15 protein-coding genes are annotated in these 20262 nt (G+C 41.1%); 5 read left to right on the top strand and 10 right to left on the bottom strand.

Features of this window, described 5'->3' with window-relative positions:
* Positions 1–32 precede the first annotated feature (32 nt).
* From L877_RS0101740 to L877_RS14350, 8 genes are all read right to left on the bottom strand, one after another.
* A complete protein-coding gene (locus L877_RS0101740) occupies positions 33–557 on the bottom strand; it encodes a DUF5662 family protein (protein ID WP_026834622.1) in 525 nt (174 codons plus the stop codon).
* 11 nt (positions 558–568) lie between these two features.
* Entirely contained in the window at positions 569–1114 is a 546-nt protein-coding gene (locus tag L877_RS0101735; RefSeq protein WP_026834621.1) for a DJ-1 family glyoxalase III, read from the bottom strand.
* A 29-nt stretch (positions 1115–1143) separates the two neighbouring features.
* Positions 1144–2073 carry an RluA family pseudouridine synthase gene (locus L877_RS0101730; protein WP_026834620.1) on the bottom strand — a complete coding sequence of 310 codons (930 nt, stop codon included), beginning with the start codon at positions 2071–2073 and terminating at the stop codon, positions 1144–1146.
* 2 nt (positions 2074–2075) lie between these two features.
* Entirely contained in the window at positions 2076–2651 is a 576-nt protein-coding gene (locus L877_RS0101725; protein ID WP_026834619.1) for a hypothetical protein, read from the bottom strand.
* Between the two features lie 22 nt (positions 2652–2673).
* Positions 2674–3489 carry a glutamate racemase gene (gene murI, locus L877_RS0101720; RefSeq protein ID WP_242837102.1) on the bottom strand — a complete coding sequence of 272 codons (816 nt, stop codon included), beginning with the start codon at positions 3487–3489 and terminating at the stop codon, positions 2674–2676.
* Positions 3486–7430 carry an efflux RND transporter permease subunit gene (locus L877_RS0101715; protein ID WP_026834617.1) on the bottom strand — a complete coding sequence of 1315 codons (3945 nt, stop codon included), beginning with the start codon at positions 7428–7430 and terminating at the stop codon, positions 3486–3488. The genes murI and L877_RS0101715 overlap by 4 nt, the downstream gene beginning before the upstream one ends.
* 134 nt (positions 7431–7564) lie before the next feature.
* Positions 7565–9535: a polysaccharide biosynthesis protein gene (locus tag L877_RS0101705; RefSeq protein ID WP_207637216.1), complete on the bottom strand. Its 1971-nt coding sequence runs from the start codon at positions 9533–9535 to the stop codon at positions 7565–7567.
* Between the two features lie 80 nt (positions 9536–9615).
* Entirely contained in the window at positions 9616–11316 is a 1701-nt protein-coding gene (locus L877_RS14350; RefSeq protein ID WP_242837101.1) for a LicD family protein, read from the bottom strand.
* Between the two features lie 154 nt (positions 11317–11470).
* On the opposite strand from L877_RS14350, the gene L877_RS0101690 reads away from it, so the two are divergent.
* On the top strand, positions 11471–12568 hold the full coding sequence (locus L877_RS0101690; protein ID WP_026834615.1) for a glycosyltransferase: 1098 nt from the start codon (positions 11471–11473) through the stop codon (positions 12566–12568).
* Between the two features lie 79 nt (positions 12569–12647).
* Here the strand turns inward: L877_RS0101690 and L877_RS0101685 are convergent, their stop codons facing one another.
* On the bottom strand, positions 12648–13601 hold the full coding sequence (locus tag L877_RS0101685; protein WP_026834614.1) for a glycosyltransferase family 2 protein: 954 nt from the start codon (positions 13599–13601) through the stop codon (positions 12648–12650).
* A gap of 199 nt (positions 13602–13800) precedes the next feature.
* Here L877_RS0101685 and L877_RS0101680 point away from each other — a divergent pair, with 199 nt between their 5' ends.
* The 4 genes from L877_RS0101680 to L877_RS0101665 are packed head-to-tail and all read left to right on the top strand — an operon-like array spanning position 13801 to position 18799.
* Positions 13801–15894, top strand: coding sequence for a CDP-glycerol glycerophosphotransferase family protein (locus L877_RS0101680; protein ID WP_207637215.1), 2094 nt, complete (start codon positions 13801–13803; stop codon positions 15892–15894).
* A 2-nt stretch (positions 15895–15896) separates the two neighbouring features.
* Positions 15897–16637, top strand: a complete 741-nt coding sequence (gene kdsB / locus L877_RS0101675; RefSeq protein WP_026834612.1) for a 3-deoxy-manno-octulosonate cytidylyltransferase — start codon at positions 15897–15899, stop codon at positions 16635–16637.
* A 20-nt stretch (positions 16638–16657) separates the two neighbouring features.
* On the top strand, positions 16658–18274 hold the full coding sequence (locus tag L877_RS0101670; RefSeq protein ID WP_026834611.1) for an aldolase catalytic domain-containing protein: 1617 nt from the start codon (positions 16658–16660) through the stop codon (positions 18272–18274).
* An 18-nt stretch (positions 18275–18292) separates the two neighbouring features.
* Entirely contained in the window at positions 18293–18799 is a 507-nt protein-coding gene (locus L877_RS0101665; RefSeq protein ID WP_026834610.1) for a KdsC family phosphatase, read from the top strand.
* Positions 18800–18890: 91 nt separating this feature from the next.
* Here L877_RS0101665 and eno read toward each other — a convergent pair whose 3' ends face one another.
* Positions 18891–20189 (bottom strand): phosphopyruvate hydratase, encoded by a 1299-nt coding sequence (gene eno, locus L877_RS0101660; RefSeq protein WP_026834609.1) that lies wholly within the window; start codon positions 20187–20189, stop codon positions 18891–18893.
* Positions 20190–20262 lie beyond the last annotated feature (73 nt).

Raw genomic sequence — 20262 nt, 5'->3', positions numbered from 1 at the left:
TTTTCTACCTCGATTTACTAAAATATCATTGCTTAATAGTCTTTTAAATGTCTAATATATGTGAATGTCTTGCGCTCACCTTTCTCCTTTAACATCTTGAGTAATTTCTCCAACAATGCCGCAGTCTCAGGGTGAATCTTCCTGCAATACTTACCCTTCTCAAAGTAGGCCAGAGGCATATCCTCTGTATACTTATCTCCGTAGTAAATCTTGCTGGCCGCCAGACGGTCGCAGAACATTTCCTTGACATACTTAAGAGGCATCTTCACCGGCTCCTTAAACCTAGTCTTGGGATCATAATCCTGCCAATATTCAAAATGATGTTTGTTGCGTCCTTGATGGTGCAACCAAGCTTTAGAATAGCCATTGGCTCTTCGCTCGCCCACGTTGGGACTCTTATCACCAGCATAATAAATTGCGCCGGGAATAAACTCTGTAGGCGTGTACTTCGAAAGATCGTGAAGCAAGCCTTGCCAGAGAATTCCAGCGTAAAAACAATGCTTAATTACATAGTGACGGTGTTTTGTAATTGTACAAAAATGTTTTATGGGATGCATTTATAACTCCTTTAATATACGATATCTGATTTTATCTTTGCAGCGACGTCACTTGAAACTAGCTGTCCTATAATTGCAAGGGCAAAGTCAATAGCTGTTCCAACGCCGCGACTTGTAATAACATTGCCATCAATTACAACCTTATCAGTGAGATATTCCGCACATTGAATGTCATCACCGGTTCCGGGATAAGAAGTAACTTTCTTGTCCTTAACGATTCCCAGATAACCAAATACAGTAGGTGCTGCACATATGGCGGCAACAATCTTGCCGGCAGCATACATGTCTTTGATAAATGTTCCGACAAACTCACTTGCCTTGAGATTTGGAGTTCCCGGAATACCACCCGGCAGAAGCGCCGCATCCATGTCTTTCACGCTTACGTCGCCCATCTTGGCATTCATCTGAACACCTATTCCATGTGACCCCTTTACAATCTCAGAATCCGCAATTGAAACTAGTTGCACATCAACTCCGGCTCTTATTAACAAATCAACTGTCGTGAGAGCCTCAACTTCCTCAAAACCCTCAGCAAAAAACATAACTGCTTTCTTCATCAATAGTCCTCCTTTGAAAAGTCTATCGCCTATCCCATAATCTTCATATCTTGCGGAATCTCCGCATAAAACACCTTTTCAGAAAGAGCTGCAAATTCTCCATCCATCTCAGGAAATTTGAGTGAATATGAATGTAACAACTGCCTTCTGGCCCCACCGTTTCCATACTTAACATCCCCAACCACAGGATGTCCGATACTAGCCATATGACTCCTGATTTGGTGTGTTCTACCGGTATATAGGTGAATCTTAAGCATGGTATATCTATCACTTACTTTAAGGGGCTCATACCCTGTTCTCGAGTACTTACTCCCCTTTACTTCACTGTCATAAAGGACAACTTTGTTATTCTCTCGGTCCTTAATCATCCACTTTTCAACTTCTCCCGGTTCGCGGATTTTCCCCTCGACAATCGCAATATAATCCTTCTCCAGTCTCCTCTCCTTGATGAGCTCAGACATTGTCTGAAGCCCGAGAAGACTCTTCCCTGCCACAACAAGACCACTTGTATTTCTATCAAGTCTGTTGCATATGGAGGGCGTAAATCCAACTTCCGTTCTACCGATGTAGTCCGCAACAAAACCATTTAAGGAATATTCTCCCTTTTTACTTGCCTGAGAGAGCATACCCGCTGGTTTGTCGAGCACCAATATGTGCTCATCTTCATATACAATATCTATTTTGATACATTCTTTTTGCAATTTTGTGTCATTTTGAATATTTTTTTCTCTAGATCTCATGCTTGAAAACTTGTCAAAAGTCTCATCCGCCAGATATATCTTGATATTATCGTTTTTTTCAAGCATTTCTCTGCCTTCAGCTTTTTTGTCATTGAGCTTAATATTTTTCTTTCTAAGCATCTTGTAGATAAAGCTGTTTGGCGCCTTGTCCAATACTTTTTTCAGCAATTTATCAAGCCTTTGGCCGGCCTGATTACCTGTGATATTTATCTCTACCATCTTTATACCGCCAAGATTTTGAGTTGCTCTACCACCTTTTCTTGATCAGCTTCCGCCTTTTTCCCTGTCGCCTTTTGGTAGAAATTCTCAAATTTCTCATCATTTTCAAATATTTTAACGCTATAGCTGTCAGATATTTTACTAACAGTTTCCGACAGATATTGCTTCATATATGCCTCGTCGCATCCGCGTTGGCTCTTTACTCCCATAATTTGCTTTCCTGAAACAACCACATAGTCCAAGCTCAACAGCTTGTCTCGCGATGAAAATACATAGTCAAGTAACAATACATCTTCACTTCCAAGTAAAGCAGACAAATGTTCCGCTCTATCCTTAGAAACTGATTTATTCGGAACCATTACAACCAGAGAGACAACTCTCTTGGCTGCCGGCAAAACCGTGAGGATACTTATAACTGTATAGATATTAGCGCGGGTGTGTGTGATCATGAGACCTGCAAAGAAAACCAATAATGCAAATACCACAAACAAAACCAGCACAATTGCATGAAATTTCTTCTGCTTATTTATGTAATTGAATTCACACTTTTTACCGCTGTATTTTTCTAGATTAATCACAACATCCTCCTTGAATTCCGAATCAATAAGATTCTATATCTATGATCTTTGCCCCTTTTACCGGACAAGTTAGAACATCGTTGGCAAATGAGATGAATTTCTCATCTCCGTCGCTGACATAATAGTCATATGTTGGCTCAGCCTCCTGATCATTGAGCAGATCATGGGAAGCAAGCATAGCTTTCAGCGCTTTGGCCGTCTCATATGCCGGATTGACGAGAGTCACACCCTCCCCCATTTCTCTTGCAATAGTTCTGCGAAGCATTGGATAGTGGGTACATCCCAAGATAAGGGAGTCTATCTCATACTCCTTTAATTCATGCAAATACCGTCCGGCGATATCCTCTGTCACTCTATCTTCCCAGAGCCCTTCTTCCACGAGCGGGCAAAAGAGAGGACAAGCCTTACTTACCACAGTTATATCTGGGTCAATCTTTCTCAAAAACTTGTCGTAGATACCACTCTTTATAGTACTCTCTGTTCCTATGATTCCTATACTCTTGGTCTTTGTTGTATTGGCAGCCATAATGGCTCCGGGTTCCACAACACCAATTATCGGAATATCGATAAGACTCTTGAGCTCATCTAGTGCCAAAGCACTTGCTGTATTACATGCAACCACAATCGCCTTCACGTTTTTCGTCTGCAAAAATCTCACAATCTGTCGACTGTACTTGCATATTGTGCTCTTAGATTTACTTCCATATGGGACTCTGGCTGTATCACCAAAGTAGACGAGGCTCTCCCTAGGGAGTTGCCTCATCACTTCGCGTACTACAGTCAATCCGCCGACACCAGAGTCAAAAATTCCTATCGGAGCTTTAGTTTCCTGCATCATTTGGATTTTCTCTCCTTATTGTACTTTTTCCTGTTGATTGCAGCATAGATACATGGCACTACAAACAAAGTCAAAAGTGTTCCGTATATCAATCCACCAATTGTAACTATAGCCATTGGTCTAACCATATCTGAACCATTTTGCTGACTTACAACCATTGGTACAAGTCCAAGGATTGTAGTGATCGCCGTCATAAGAATTGGGCGAAGACGTGTCACTCCGGCTTCTACGATGGCATCGATCTTTGATTTTCCGGCTTCTCTCAACTGATTGATGTAATCTACCAACACGATACCATTATTAACTATGATACCTGATAGCATTACAAAACCAATCATGGCGATTACGCTGACCTCGCTTCCTGATATCCATAATCCCATAAATCCACCAGTAAAGGCAAGTGGTATGGTGAAGAGGATGATAAATGGCGAGAGCAATGACTGGAATTGAGCAACCATGATCAAATACATGAATAACACTCCACAGACCATCATGAGTCCCACCTGTTCCATAGACTCATTAATTGTCTTATCCTCTCCTGTAAACTCGTACTTATATCCATCAGGAGCCTTGTAGTCTTCAAGCGCCTTCTTAAGATCTGCACTTACAAGACCTATATTACTATCTTCATCAAGTTTTACTGTCACTTCCATATATCTCGTCTGATCTTTACGATTGATTGAAGACGGTGCATCAACAACCTCAAAAGTAGCAATCTTACTTAGCTTAACTTTCTTGGTCTTCTGCGTCATTGTATCTGTATACTCGATCTTCATGTTCTTGAGATCCTTCTGAGACATAGATGAATCTGACGCATGACTTACATATACATCCAAGTCATCAAGATCTGTGGAAATAGTCGTAGCAGACGTAGCTTCCTTGATCTTTTCATTAATCTTTTGGAATACCTGGGCAACTGTGAGCGTATGCTCCATAGCCTTAGCCTTATTAACAGTGATGCGGTACTCCTTTTGTCCTATTTCAAGGCCGTTAGAAACCTCTGCAACACCCTTTACGCCTTGGATTTTATCCATGATTTCTTCAGTCATCAGCTTTAGTTTGTCAAGGTCCTTACCTTTGACCTCTATAGTAACTCCGCTTCCGAATGCTGAACCCATGCTAATAGCTGAATCCTGAACATCAACCTTACACTTAAAATTCTTGGTCTTGTCATCGATTTCGCTCTTTATCTCCTTAGTAGTTCTCTTGGTAGTTTCATCCAACAAGATATACATTGATACAGATGCACCACCACTACTTGACATGGACATTACACTTGCACCACCGGAGAAAGCTCCAACAGTCTGAACGCCGTTAATATCCTCAACTACCTTGATAACTTCTTTAGATATCTTGTTCAATTCGTCTGAATCCATTCCCTTGTTGTCATCAGGTGGTGAGATTGTGGCTGTCATCTGTGTTCCGCCCATCTCAGGCATAAATGCAGTACCATTGGCAACTGCAAGCGCAATAAACAATACCAACAAACCAATAGAAACGATAAATACTATCGGCTTAAATCTAATCATCGGTCTGAGAAGCTTAGCATATACTTTCTGAAGCTTGTCGATAAAGAATACTCTTCCCTCTTTCTTCTTTCTGAGCATTCCCTGTGACATAGCCGGCACCAAAGTTAAACTTACAATCAGGCTGGCAAGCAATGAATATGCAAGCGTCAATGCCAAGTCTGCAAAAAGCTGCCTTGTTATACCCTCTGTAAACACGATAGGGGCAAATACACAAACTGTTGTAAGAGTTGATGCCAAGATAGCTCCTGCCACCTGTCTCGCTCCCTCGATAGACGCTTGCTTCATACTATATCCTTCCTCATTTCTGAGTCGGAAAATATTCTCTATAACAACTACCGAGTTATCCACCAACATTCCTACACCTAGGGCGAGTCCTGAAAGTGAGATGATATTCAGTGTTACTCCTGAGAAATACATTGCCACAATCGCTGCAACCACACTCAAAGGAATGGAGCATGCTACAATGATTGTCGGTCTGATATCCCAGAGGAACAAAAGCAATATGATAATTGCAAGTCCACCACCGATGAGAAGGTTTTCCATGACAGAGTCAACAACCATGTCAATGTACACACCCTGATCCATAAGTGGAGTGAATGAAAGCCCTTTGTTAGCTTTCTCCAATTCATCAAATTTCTTCTTAATGTTCTTAGATACGTCACCTGTAGAATATCCTGTGGACTTCTCTGCAACAATAGCAATACCAGGGTTTCCGTTGATAATTGTAAATACATCTTTTGAGTTGTCTGATACAACAACATCAGCCACATCCGACAACTTGATTGGATCTAGATCATCGAGACCCATATCCACAATTACCATATCTCCAAGATCTTTGTCTGACTCAACTTTTTCTCCAACCTTGACAAGATAAGATGTCTTGTCCTCCGTGATGGTTCCCGCTGGCATCTCAAAGTTCTCAGCAGTAAGGATTCCCTCAACCATTGACTTAGTAATAATCTTACCTAGGTCAGATTTCTCCTTGGTTGTCTTCTTTGTATCTTTGAATGTCTTGAGAGCATCGTTAATCTTTGCTTCTCCGGACTTAATATCTGATTCTGCAACACTGAGCTTAATAGTAGCTAAGACTTTCTGCTTTCTGAGAGTATTATTGGCATCATTAATGCTAATCTGACCCTGCTCGAGCTTTTTCTTAGTCATATACAGCTTGTTCTTGCCGGCAATTATCTTCTTCTTACCTGTCTCAATCTGAGTCAAAGTCTTGTTGAGCTTTGTCTCCTGAGTCTCGATTGCCTTCTTACCTTTGTTGGCCTGCGCCAATCCCTTGGTCACTTCTGTGAGCTTAGCTCCAAGATCAGCAACGCTCATTCCCTGCTCCTTGAGCTTTCCTTCGATCACTCCGATCTGAGCATTTACTGTATTGAGCTGATTTCTGATATCAGTTGTCTCGCCTGTGGCATCTCTCTGTGCCTCAAGACCTTCCTTGAGCTTGACGAGCTTATCATAGGAGTCCTTGGTTGACTTCAAGGTCGCCTGAGTAGTCGTCAGAGTCTTGATTGTTGCAAGCAACTTTGTCTTCTCAGTCTTGATCTTAACCAATCCCGCTTTGACCTTCTTTTCAGAATCCAATACTTTCTTTTCCTGGTCCTTAACCTGAGTAATTCCAGCATTGATTTTCTCCAAAGTATCTTTAATCTTAGCGGATGATTTTTCTAACTTTTCCTCTCCTTGGGCAAACTTCTCGGCAGTTTTTTCCTGCTGCTCCGAGATGGTATCCTTTCCATCTTTTATCTTCTCTTTACCCTTATCGAGTTTCTTGCCGGCTTTCTCCATCTTTCCTTCGATGGCATCCTCAACCTTCTTGTTGATGGCATCGATTTTGTCCTGTTGGATAATAACCTTGATTTCCTTGTCAACCTGACCTGATACGTTGAGACTGGCTACACCTTCCACGCTTTCAAGCTCCGGAATAATGTCCTTCTTAGCCTTGTCTGTCAACTGCACTCGATCCATTCCCTCGATATCAAGTGCCGCAACCATGATTGGCATCATGTCCGGGCTAATCTTCATAATCGTAGGATTTCCGATGGCATCGTCCCACTGTGCACTTACCTGATCAAGTTTCTCTCGCATATCGATTGTGGCTGTGTCCATATCAGCTCCGTCATTAAACTCCATAATAACGACAGAGTAATTGCTATTGGACATAGACCTGACTTGCTTAACATTGGTAATACTTGCCATTCCCTGTTCCACAGGTCTGGTAACTGAATTTTCTATTTCCTCCGGACTGGCACCTGGATAAGTTGTCATAACTATCGCATACGGCAAATCCATATCAGGCAATAAATCAGTACTCATATTCCTGAACGACAAGTATCCTAGAGTGATAATTAGTACAACCGCAACTAAGACAGTATACGGTTTCTTAACACTTAGTTTAGATAACATTTCTACCTCCTGTAATCTTATGCTCTTCTCTTACGAAAAGTTTTCCTCTTGCTTCTCTTAAACTGATAGTCTCCTTCAATCAGTCTGTAATCTCTTTTTCATCCTAAACTATTCCTTTTTTCAATGCTTTCTCTTTACTTCACATTCTCCTTCCTGCTTGTTTCGTAAAAACGCACCATATTCTGGCTCATTTTCACATCATCTTTCTTGCTTTTTTTATAGTGATATGTTGGGACGATTTTCGCCACTATCTCCTTCATGTCACAAACCTCATTGTATGCTGCCTTGTACAGATCATCTAGACCATCGAAAAATGCTTCCTCATCAAATTCAATCGGTCTTCCAATATGTATAAGCTCATTTTCTGTCTGCTTGAGGTTTTCCTCGTCCATCAACATTTCCTCATATAGTTTCTCTCCTGGCCTAAGTCCAGTGTAAACTATCTCGATATCCTCATCCGGAACATAACCTGACAATCTGATAAGATTTCTTGCCAAATCATCAATCTTAACAGGTTCTCCCATATCTAGGACAAATATTTCGCCACCCTTGGCATACACGCCCGCTTGGAGCACTAGTGAAACCGCCTCCGGGATGGTCATAAAATATCTTATAATTCTCTTGTCAGTAACAGTCACAGGGCCTCCCGCTTCAATCTGCTTTTTGAAAAGCGGAATTACACTTCCGTTACTTCCAAGCACATTACCAAATCTAACTGCCACATAATCTGTGTTTGATCTCTTGTCGAGCCCCTGAATAATCATCTCGCATATTCTCTTTGAAGCTCCCATGATATTAGTCGGATTAACCGCCTTATCAGTGGATATGAGAACAAACTTGCTAGCATTGTACTTTCCTGCTGCAAGAGCAACTTTATATGTTCCAAAGACATTGTTCTTGATAGCTTCGTTGGGACTGTCCTCCATGAGAGGCACGTGTTTGTGCGCTGCCGCATGGTAAACTATCTCCGGCTTAAATGTCTTGAATACATCATCAATTCTACTTGTATTTCTAACTGATCCTATGAGAACCTCAAGGTGCATGTTAGGATACTTTGAAAGTAGCTCCTGCTGGATATCATAGGCATTATTCTCATAAATATCGAAAATAATCAGAAGTTTTGGCTTGTTAGCTGCTATCTGCCTACACAACTCACTTCCGATAGAACCACCACCACCGGTTACGAGAACTACTTTATTCTTAACATATGACATGACTGACTCGAGATTGGTCTTAACCGGCTCTCTTCCAAGCAAATCTTCGATTTCTACGTGGCGGAGCTTCTCCACTACAGCTTCTCCGGTTACAAACTGATATACTCCCGGAAGAATCTTGATCTGAGCTACAGAGACCTCTTGGCATATCTCAATAATCTCCTTGATATCTTTCTTAGGAGCACTTGGCATGGCAATGATAATCTCGTTGATATTATACTTTTTCACAGCATCAGCTATGCACTCACGTCCTCCTATAACCTTGACGCCCTTAATGTATGTCTTATGCTTTGCCTTGTTATCATCGATGATACAGCAAATATTGCTATCTAGGTTGGTGCTCATCTTGAGCTCGTTGATCACCACATTGCCGGCCTCGCCGGCACCGATAATCATAGTATTTCTCATACCCACACCGTGTACCCTGGAATTGTACAGCTGCCTCAAAAACCGGTATGAAAAACGAGATGCCACCGTAAAACACAATAGCAAAAATGCATAAATAACAAAATAAGATCTAGGGAGCCTTCTATAGGTTCCGAAAATCAGAAGAAAGTATGCAGCCGTGGACAAAAACACCGATATCATGATATTGATAAACTCGTTGATACTTGCATATCTCCACAAACTGTTATACATTCTAAATAGCGCAAAAATCGCTAGCGCAATAATGGTATTGAACAATGCAATCTCCTTGATTGTAGCAACATAACCCATTGTATAGTCCGCAGCGATTCCACTCTTGAGAAACCTCTCCCAGTTTAATTCATATCTTATAAATAATGCCAAAAAGGCGCACAGATTCACACAGCAAGCATCTAGAACCACCAAAAATATTCTATATACTGCTGACATCCTGCCCTTTTCAATTGATTTTTTCAACCAATTCATATCGTTTTTCTCCTTGAATATGCCCACTTTCTATTATTATTCATAGAATGTATAATAACGTATTTTAACTAATATGTCAATCACGGAAAGAAAATTCCTTCATATTCTTTGTAGCCTTTCTCCACATCGACACAAAGTCCGTCATGACTTGGAACTCTCTTATCTTCCGGAGGCATTTCCATATAATCTCCAAATGCCATCTTCAAGTACTCATCGTACCCCACCGGTATAGGTAATTCCGTATTCTCAAACTTTCTCATCACGGCACTCTCAAAGGCTTCCTTGGGATATTCATTGACCATATAATTATATCGTACGCAAAGCTCCGTAATCTTACTGCACTCAGCAATAGGATACTTCGTCATCTGCCTCTCGCAAAGCATGGCCATCCTATATCGCATCCTCCATCCCGGCGCCAAAGCCAACATAACCTTTCCTATAAAAAGCAATATCGGTCCCTTGCTTGTAGGGGGCTCTTGATTAATGTAAATCTGATATGCCAGTCCCCACAAAAGCTGGATTTTCCTCTTTAATCTCGAGTCCGGGCACCCATCTAGCGGAAGAACTTCTAGCCTTATTCCATGAGCCACTCTCAAGTTTTTCTGTCTCTCCTTGACAAAAGTGGTCTCCTCATCGGTGATAGCTGTCAACTGAGATTTTTCAAAATGTTCCGCATCAGTTCTACTTAACTTGTACTTTTTCTCATCCATCTCCTTGTGCCAGAGTTCGCACATTTTTTCATAATCATCCCTAGGCATAAATACATCTATATCATCATCCCAAGGTATGAAACCACCATGCCTCAAAGCCCCTATACATCCGCCACCACACAAGTAGAATAAAAGTCCGTGTCTCTCACAAAACTCCTTAAATACCTCCGTGATTTCGAGGCACTTCATCTGAACTTTCCTGAGTTCCTCTCCGTCCAATACACATGGCTTATCCAGGTCCAGATAGAGACAATCGTGGTGAGCAACTCTCTTCTCCACCGGAGGAAGCTCCATATAATCGCCAAATGCCTCTCTCAAATATCCGTCATATCCCACAGGAATCGGCATCTTCCTGTCTTCAAACTCCACAAAGCTGGCCTTTGCAAACCATTCACTCTTATACTTTTTCTTCATATAAAATGGTCCGCTACAGAGCTCTGTAATATAATCGCAATCCGAGATGGCATACTTTGTCATTCTCGCCTTGGCCTTTTTCCAGATTTTTTCTCTTCTCTTCTTGCTTCTGACAATTCCTAACAAAATCTTACTTCCAAGCGCCAAGATTCCCCCGTGTTTCTCAGGGACTGTCTGCGCTCTAAAAAGAGAATAGATAAGCGCATTCACGCATTGTATCTTCCTCTGAAACTTGCCCTTAGGATAACCATCTAGTGGAATGACATCCAGTGCAACGCCATGCGGCACCATTATATCCTTCTGATAAGGCTTCACCTGAGTCGTCTTTGAATCTCTCAGGGTTGCAAAATTATTTCTATCATTGTAGTCTCCATCAGAGTCGGACAATATATATCTTTTCCCTTTTTCGTAGGAATTCCAGCGTTCTACAAATGTCTCATAATCTTTTCTGGGCATGAAAAAATCGAGGTCATCATCCCAAGGAATGAACCCCTTATGCCTTATCGCTCCAATACAACCACCGCCGCATAGGTAGCACAACAGATTATTTTCATTGCAAAAATCCACGAACACACTTGCCATCTCTAGGCTGATTTCGTGGAGCCTTGCCAATTCGACATCGGAATATTTTTCTGGTACTTTTTGAATATTGTCCATGTTAATCATCTCTCCAATGATACTTTTTGTTCTTATTTAAACAACACAACCTAAATTATAATTCAATATAATCAAAAATTCAACATTTACTTGCTTAAATTTCCAAGAAATATTATACTATATAATGTATTAAAATTTTGAAGAGGAGTCAGCAATGGCGAGTTATCTAAAACATATTTCCATTGTCATTCCAGCCCTCAATCCCGACGAGAGGCTAGTTAAGCTTGTCAAGGAACTAAGGCAGGCTGGTTTTGAGAGCATAATTCTTGTAGACGATGGAAGTGAGATTAAGAACAGAAAATATTTTAAGACTTGCAAGAAAGAATACGGGTGCAAGTTAATTAGGCATACCGTTAACTTCGGCAAGGGCATGGCTTTGAAGTCGGCATTTAATCATATTTTGAAGAACTGTGATGACATAATCGGCACAGTTACCGTTGACTGCGACGGCCAGCATGTTGTAAAGGATATTATAACATGTGCCAAGCTTGTGGAGGTACACCAAGACAGCCTTATCCTCGGTTGCAGAACATTTGACGACAAGAAGATTCCACTCAGAAGTCGCTTTGGAAATGTGCTAACCAGAAAGCTCATCAATCTCCTTTGCGGCATCAAGGTGTCAGATACCCAGACAGGACTTCGCGGCATTCCAAGGAGTCTTCTCAAGGAACACTTTGCCAATACCAAGGGCGAGCGCTTTGAGTACGAGATGAACATGCTGATTTGCGCCAACGAACAGAATATCCCGATAATCGAATTTGGAATAGAGACTATATATCTGGCCAATAACGAGAGTTCCCACTTCAATCCTTTTCTTGATTCCATAAGGATTTACAAGACTTTTTTGAAGTTTATGCTAAGCTCTCTGTCGAGTTTTATAATCGACATTATCCTTTTCTACATCATGGGAGCGATATTTAGATTCTTTATTGGAGATAAGGCATCCCTCCTCCTGCTGGGAATTCAGATTCCTTGGGTAACCTTCCTGAGAAGTGTTACTTCGAGATTGGGTTCGTCGCTGTTTAATTTTACCATGAATAAGAGGCGAGTATTTACCAATGAATCAAGTGATAGGAGCATCATTGTAAAGTACTATATTCTTTGCATCACACAGCTTCTCATATCAACTGTGTTGGTGGAATACGCATTTACATTCATATTTGCCAGAACCATCAGAAAGTGTATTATAGACACAATTCTCTTTGTTGTAAGTTTCCAGATACAGAGAGAATGGGTTTTCAAAAAAAAATAATCGTAGGACAATCCGTAATATATCAAAAAACATGGCACAAAGCATTGCTCTGTGCCATGTTTTTCTATATAATAGATGTTTACTTTTCCAAAATCTTCTCTATTGCATACTTAGGCCTTCCCTTGGTCTCCATATATACCTTGCCTATGTATTCTCCGATTATCCCGATTGCGAGGAGCTGCAATCCCCCCAAAGCCCAGACAGATACAATCAGACTACTCCATCCGGGAACAGTATATCCAACTAAGTACTGCACAACTGAGTAGAGAAGCATAATCAAGCTTATGATAAATATTATGAAACCGAGCCATACAATAAACCTAATGGGCTTAATGCTAAAAGAGGATATTCCATCAAAGGCGAATGCCAACATCTTCTTCAGCGGATACTTGCTCTCACCGGCAAACCTCTCGTTCCTCTCATAGTAAACAACATCTGACGGATAGCCTATCAGCGGAATCATGCCGCGCAAAAACAAGTGAACCTCCTTGTACTCCCCTAACTGTTCCAGCACTCTCCTACTCATCAAGCGATAGTCTGCGTGGTTAAATACGATATCAACCCCCATCCACTTCATGAGCTTGTAGAAGCCCTCGGCTGTTGTCTTCTTGAAGAAAGTGTCCTTCTTTCTCGAACTTCTCACTCCATAGACAACATCATTACCCGCATAATATTTATCTACCATCTCATCTATTGCATTAATATCATCTTGCAAGTCTGCATCCATGGAAATTGCAAAATCAGCTTTTTCCTTGGCATACATAAGCCCTGCCAAAACAGCATTCTGGTGCCCTCTATTTCTCGAAAGATTAATGCCGCAAACCAGAGGATTATCTTGAAATAGTCTGTTAATAATCATCCAAGTCTGATCCTTGGAGCCGTCATTTACATACAGGACGCGACTTTTCCCATCAATCTTACCACTGGCTATAAGCGTATTTAATTTCTCACAAACGCGTTTTGTAGTCTCATCCAGCACCTCTTCTTCATTGTAACAAGGCACCACAAGATACAAAATCTCTGGTTTATTCATCTATTGCTAACCTCCAATTATCTTGCTTTTTACACACTTTATAATTTTATCATTTTGTAGCACATGCTGTCAATACTTGCAACTCTAGCATTAAATGTGGTATACTTACTACGTATGCATTCTTGCGTCAGTCATGGTCTATACCATATCTGAATGGCAGATGTGCAATTAATGGATAGAGAGGGCCTCGTTGATAACCATGAAAGAACGAACAAAGTATAGGATTATGCAGGATTTGTCCTGCGGAAAAAACCGAATAAAGTTCAAGTTGTGTCGCTTTATATATACAACACAGGACAAGATGATTATGTTCGAATCATACCACGGCAAACGCTACGCTGACAGCGTGAGAGCTATATATGAGTACATGGTCAATGATGATTATTATAGAGATTATATATTTATCTGGGCATTTGTCGAACCCGAGGACTACAAGTTCTTAGCCGACAATCCCCACACAATCCTGGTAAAAAAGGGTAGTTTTGACTACTTTAAGTACTATTCCGCAGCTAGGTTTTGGATTAACAATGTCAGCATTCCTGACTTTCTCATCCCTAGCAAGGATCAGATATATATCGAGACCTGGCATGGCACACCGCTAAAAAAGCTGGGCTGCGACATAGAAAATGACGAGGATCCAAGGCAGTCACGCGAACGAATGCACAAGCGTTACAAGATTAAGGGCAAGAGAATTACCTATCTCATCACCCCATCCGACTACTTTATGGAAAAGATGAAATCCGCGTTTGCCATTCCCGACAAGGACAGCCACAAATTCTTTGAGTGCGGCTATCCCCGCAACGATCAGCTCTTCCATTACACCGATGAACAGATTCTGGACATCAAGAAGTCATTTGGTATCACTGAGGAACAGAAGGTCATCCTCTATACTCCAACTTGGAGAGATAATGACTTCAATCCCAAGGAAGGATTTCAATACAACAAAAATGTGGATTTGAAAGCTATCGCGGACTATTTACCTGATAACTATGTGATGCTGTTCCGAGCACATCACCAGATAGGAACTAAGCAAATCATCAAGGACCACGCCAAGATAATCGATGTGACATATGTTGATAATATCAACGACTTGTTTATCATTAGCGATCTGATGATTACCGATTACTCTTCCACCATGTTTGATTATAGCATATTAAAAAGGCCTATGATCTTTCATATGTATGATTTGGAAGAATATATGAATAATATTCGTGGTTTTTACTTTGATATCAGCGAGCTTCCGGGGCCTATAACCCGCACAGAGAAGGAACTTTCAGATGCTATTATCAATGAAATAGAACATTTTAACTATGATAATAACAGTGCATATAAGGCTTTTTGTGAAAAATTCAATTCCAACGATAACGGGTTTGCCAGCAAAACTTTGGCGGATAATATCATCAATATACCGCCTCACAAAAAACACCCATTGGAACTCCTTGTGCTGACATCCAAAAAAATGTTCAACCGCGCAAAGATTGTGTCCTCTATAATTAATTACAATCTAGAGGGCATCCTCAGTAAACACGGTTTGCTTGTCAACAATAACACAAGAAGACTTATTGCCATGAAGGATATACACAAGGGGGAAAGATGTTTTCTAATCGGAAATGGTCCGAGCCTGAGCCCGGATGACCTAAATATGCTAAAAGACGAGTATACATTTGGAACAAATATGGTCTATAAGATTTTTGATAGAACCTCTTGGAGACCTAGTTACCACTGTGTTTCTGATAATATTTATGCCAGAAAGCTCCGTGATGAGCTATATAACAATGTCAAAAGCCCTCTATTTACTGTAGAGGAAACATATAGAAAGATGACCAAGAGAACCCTGGACACCACCTATGTTCACACTATTCCAAGTGAACGCTACAAGGTCAAGGGCAATCTCTATTCCTACTGCATGGTTAAGGCCACCGTGCTCTCCCTTGCCTTTGAATTCGCTTTTCACATGGGGTTCAAGGAAATTTATCTTCTGGGAGTTGACTGCACAAACCCTCATGCAGCTAACGGACATTTTTCCGAAAACTACACAACCAGAGACATCGCCCTGACGGATATTTCCCGTATCAAAGAGCGAATGAATAAGGAAAATGTTACGACAGAGCAGATCGGTGCTCATATCATAGACCGTTCATTGGAAGTATACCAGCTTATCAAGGAATACGCTGATAAGCACGGAATTAAGGTTTACAATGCCACTCGAGGCGGTAATCTAGAGATTTTCCCTAGAGTAAAGCTCGAGGATGTGCTTGCAAATAAAACTGAAGAACAAGAAAGAAGGAAATAATAATGAAGATAATTGGAGTAATACCAGCAAGATACAAATCAAGCCGCTTTCCGGGAAAGCCATTAGTAAATATCTGTGATAAACCTATGATTTGGTGGGTTTATCAGCAGGCGCTCAAAGTTCCTGAGTTAGATGAAGTTTACGTTGCAACAGACGACGATAGAATCAAGGCAGCTTGCGAAGAATATGACATGAATGTTGTCATGACAAGCGACAAGCACGAGACTGGTTCAGACAGAGTTGCAGAAGTGGCAGAAAAGGTTGAAGGAGACTTGTTTATTAATATCCAGGGGGATGAGCCTGTGATTAATCCAGAGATGATCTCCGAAGTAATTAGCATCTTCTTCGAAGATGAGAGTGTATACTTTGGAAGTCTCAAAAAGGAAATCACAGATCCCGATGAAATTGCAGCGACAAGTACAGTAAAAGTAGTTACCGACAGAAAAGGAGATGCTATGTACTTCTCCCGTTCTGTAATTCCATCTAATCTCAAGGACGGAAAATTGGCTAGAGTTTTCCGACACGTTGGAATATATGCCTACAAGAGAGATTTTCTGAAAGAATTCTCGCAGATGACTCAGACAGAACTCGAACTCGGCGAAGGAATAGAGCCACTCAGAGCCATGGAGCGAGGATATACTATGAGACTCAAGGAGACAAAACACTCTTCTATCGGTGTTGATCTTCCTGAACATATCGAGAAGGTTGAAAGAGTAATTAAAGGAATAGACAAATTAGATTAATTATTTGTAAGGAGGCACATATGAAACGAGTACAAATACTAGACTGCACTCTTAGAGATGGCGGTTATCTCGTAGATGCCAAGTTTGGCAACACCGTCATAAAAGGAATTATCAAGGGCCTTGCAGACAGCGGAATCGACGTTATCGAGTGTGGATTCTTAAAAGACGAGCCCCATGAAAATGGCAGTACTATTTTCAACAACGCAGCACAAATTCGTCCATACATGCCAGAGGAGCGCAAGGGTGCTTCTTACGTATGTTTGGCAGATTATAGCAGATATTCCATCGACAACTTGGAGGACTTCGACGGCACAAGTATAGATGGTGTCAGAGCCTGCTTCTTCAAGCACGAGAGATATGATGTCATCGAATTCTGCAAAGAAATAGTCAAAAAAGGCTACAAGCTCTATGTTCAGCCCGTGGATGTCCTTGGTTATACCGATGCCGAGCTCCTAGAGCTCATCGACATGATCAATCCTATTGAGCCATATGCCTTTTCTATTGTTGATACATTTGGTTCCATGTACAAGGAAGACCTACACAGAGTTTTCCACCTTATACATCACAACCTCAACTCTGCATCAAGAATCGGATTCCATTCCCACAACAATCTGCAGATGTCATTTTCTCTATCCCAGGAGTTCATCGACATGACACAGGGATTGAGAAAAGTCACTATCGACGGAACTATGGCAGGTATGGGCCGTGGAGCAGGTAATACCAATACAGAGCTCATCATGCAATATATGAACAGAAAGTATAGTGCAGGATATGATATCGATACAGTCCTAGATCTCATAGATAACTACATCGATAGCATCCGCAATACCTGCACTTGGGGGTATTCAACTCACTACTTCCTGGCAGGTTCATATAGCGCTCATGTCAATAATATATCCTACCTCACCAAGAAGGCCGGAATCTCAAGTCGAGATATCAACTTCATCTTGAATCGAATCGGGCCGGAGGCGAGAAAGAGATACGATTATCCTCTATTGGAGCAGACCTATATCGACTACAACAAGTCTACAAGAGATGACTCCGAGGACATCATGAATTTGAAGAAGATTATGTCAGGTAAAAATATTCTGATGCTTCTTCCCGGACATAGTATCGTAGAATTCAAAGATGATATACTTAAGTATATTAACGAGAACAAGGCCATCGTCATAAGCGTAAACCTTCTCTCCCACGATTATCCAATTAACTATGTTTACTTCAGCAACAAGAAAAGATATAATTACTGGAAAACGGCAAGTCATTTCAACGAGTACAAGAAGATTGTCACTTCAAACGTTGTAAACAATGACATGCCAAACCACTATAATATCAGTTTTGGACGACTGATAAAGTGCGGATGGGACCAGCTTGACAACTCTGGAATTATGCTTTTGAGATTACTTGATGAACTCAATGTAAACTCGATTGCCATCGCCGGATTCGATGGATATAGTCACGAGGCAACTCAGACAAACTATATGCACAAGGAGATGGAAAAACCTAGAAATACTGCCAATGCTGACGAAGCAAACCGCGATGTGCAAAGCATGATTGAAGACTATATGAACACAAGAGTTTCTGATTGTCCAATCAGTATTCTCACACCTTCAAGATTTGACTTTGGCGTTAATAAATAATAAACTTAGGAGATATAAATGTTCGATTTATCAAAGATCAGACTATTTGCCATGGACGTAGACGGAACTCTAACCGATGGCAAAATATACATGGGAAATGACGGTGAAATGATGAAGGCCTTCAATGTAAAGGACGGCCTTGGAATCAAGCTTCTCAGAGATATGGGAATTATCCCGGCAATTATCACCGGAAGAAAGTCGGAAATCGTCAAAAACCGTTGCAAGGAGCTTGGACTCACAGAGCTTCACCAGGGAGTTACAGACAAGGCTTCAAAGCTCACTGAAATCATGGAGAAATACAATCTTTCAAGAGATGAAGTCGCATATATCGGAGATGACATGAATGATCTTAGCGCATTTAAGACGGCTGGCGTAACCTTTGCCCCAGCTGACTGCGCTGTCCAACTTATCCCTTATGCTGACATCATTCTAAAGAAATCCTCCGGGGACGCCCCTGTCAGGGAAGCTATTGATATGATTATAGGTGATCGCTATGATTTTAGTAACTTTCTAGATGTAAAATAAATAAGTCTTTTCTAAGACCAGCAGTATGTCAAAAAGAGGCCGCCTATCATATTTAGGCAACCTCTTTTTTTAATATATGGATTGTTACAGACTATTTTTTTACATTAAATGCTTTGATTCCTGGATAAACAGCCGAATCACCCAACTGCTCCTCAATTCTGAGAAGCTGATTGTATTTTGCGACTCTCTCACTTCTACTTGGAGCACCTGTCTTTATCTGACAAGTATTCAAGGCAACTGCCAAATCTGCAATAGTTGTATCTGCTGTTTCTCCGGAACGATGTGAGGATATTGCTGTATATCCAGCTTTATGAGCCATCTTGATTGCCTCTAAGGTTTCTGAAACAGAACCAATCTGATTCAATTTGATGAGGATAGAGTTACCTGCACCAAGCTCGATACCCTTAGAAAGTCTCTCAGTGTTGGTAACGAAAAGATCATCTCCAACAAGCTGAACTCTGTCACCAATCTTCTCAGTCATCTTCTGCCAACCTTCCCAATCTTCTTCATCGAGACCATCCTCAATTGAGATAATAGGATATTTATCAATAAGGCTCTCCCAGTGAGCAATCAACTCATCAGAAGTAAACTCCTTGCCAGACTTTGGCTGCTTATAAAAGCCTTTGCCCTTTTCACTCTTCCACTCTGATGACGCTGCATCCATAGCAATCATGAAGTCTTTGCCCGGTTCATAACCTGCTGCCTTAACCGCCTCTAATATAGTCTCAATTGTTTCCTCGTCCGATGACAAGTTTGGTGCAAATCCACCTTCGTCACCAACCGAAGTTGCGAGACCTCTTTCTTTTAAAATTTTCGCAAGAGCATGGAATACTTCAGCACACCAGCGAAGCGCTTCTTTGAAAGATGGTGCCCCCACAGGCATAATCATAAACTCCTGTGTATCCACAGTATTTGTAGCATGCGCTCCACCATTTAGAATGTTCATCATAGGTACCGGAAGTCTGTTACCCTGAGCACCACCTAAAAATCTATATAGCGGAATTCCCAGCGACTGCGCTGCTGCTCTTGCCACTGCGATTGAAACTGCCAAAATAGCATTGGCACCTAATTTTGACTTGTCTTTCGTTCCGTCAGCTTTAATCATGGCTGCATCTATGGCATATGTATCAGAAGCATCCATTCCAGTTATAACATTACTTATGGTACTATTTATATTGTCTACAGCCTTTTCTACTCCCTTGCCAAGGTATCTTGAGCTATCTCCATCTCTCAACTCAAGTGCCTCAAATTCGCCAGTTGACGCACCACTTGGCGCAGTTCCATATGCAACTGTACCATCTGCAAGGAAAACCTGCGCTTCAACTGTAGGATTTCCTCTTGAATCAAGAATTTCTCTTCCGACAACTTTTTCGATTTTTAAATTAGACATCTCTTATACTCTCCTTATGATTTTTTAAAATTCTCCCTCATATCAGATTTAACGGATGACACGTGAAATGAGG

It is taken from the genome of Eubacterium xylanophilum ATCC 35991, assembly GCF_000518685.1.
GTDB lineage: Bacteria > Bacillota > Clostridia > Lachnospirales > Lachnospiraceae > Eubacterium_F > Eubacterium_F xylanophilum.
This window is presented reverse-complemented; position numbering and strand designations above follow the sequence as displayed.

Bases quoted from the DNA above. Each gene is read 5' to 3' on its own strand.
- L877_RS0101680 (WP_207637215.1), top strand. From the start codon at position 13,801: ATGAAAGAACGAACAAAGTATAGGATTATGCAGGATTTGTCCTGCGGA.
- L877_RS0101740 (WP_026834622.1), bottom strand. From the start codon at position 557: ATGCATCCCATAAAACATTTTTGTACAATTACAAAACACCGTCACTAT.
- L877_RS14350 (WP_242837101.1), bottom strand. From the start codon at position 11,316: ATGGACAATATTCAAAAAGTACCAGAAAAATATTCCGATGTCGAATTG.
- L877_RS0101715 (WP_026834617.1), bottom strand. From the start codon at position 7,430: ATGTTATCTAAACTAAGTGTTAAGAAACCGTATACTGTCTTAGTTGCG.
- murI (WP_242837102.1), bottom strand. From the start codon at position 3,489: ATGATGCAGGAAACTAAAGCTCCGATAGGAATTTTTGACTCTGGTGTC.
- L877_RS0101670 (WP_026834611.1), top strand. From the start codon at position 16,658: ATGAAACGAGTACAAATACTAGACTGCACTCTTAGAGATGGCGGTTAT.
- L877_RS0101685 (WP_026834614.1), bottom strand. From the start codon at position 13,601: ATGAATAAACCAGAGATTTTGTATCTTGTGGTGCCTTGTTACAATGAA.
- L877_RS0101665 (WP_026834610.1), top strand. From the start codon at position 18,293: ATGTTCGATTTATCAAAGATCAGACTATTTGCCATGGACGTAGACGGA.
- L877_RS0101735 (WP_026834621.1), bottom strand. From the start codon at position 1,114: ATGAAGAAAGCAGTTATGTTTTTTGCTGAGGGTTTTGAGGAAGTTGAG.
- L877_RS0101730 (WP_026834620.1), bottom strand. From the start codon at position 2,073: ATGGTAGAGATAAATATCACAGGTAATCAGGCCGGCCAAAGGCTTGAT.
- L877_RS0101690 (WP_026834615.1), top strand. From the start codon at position 11,471: ATGGCGAGTTATCTAAAACATATTTCCATTGTCATTCCAGCCCTCAAT.
- L877_RS0101705 (WP_207637216.1), bottom strand. From the start codon at position 9,535: ATGAATTGGTTGAAAAAATCAATTGAAAAGGGCAGGATGTCAGCAGTA.
- kdsB (WP_026834612.1), top strand. From the start codon at position 15,897: ATGAAGATAATTGGAGTAATACCAGCAAGATACAAATCAAGCCGCTTT.
- eno (WP_026834609.1), bottom strand. From the start codon at position 20,189: ATGTCTAATTTAAAAATCGAAAAAGTTGTCGGAAGAGAAATTCTTGAT.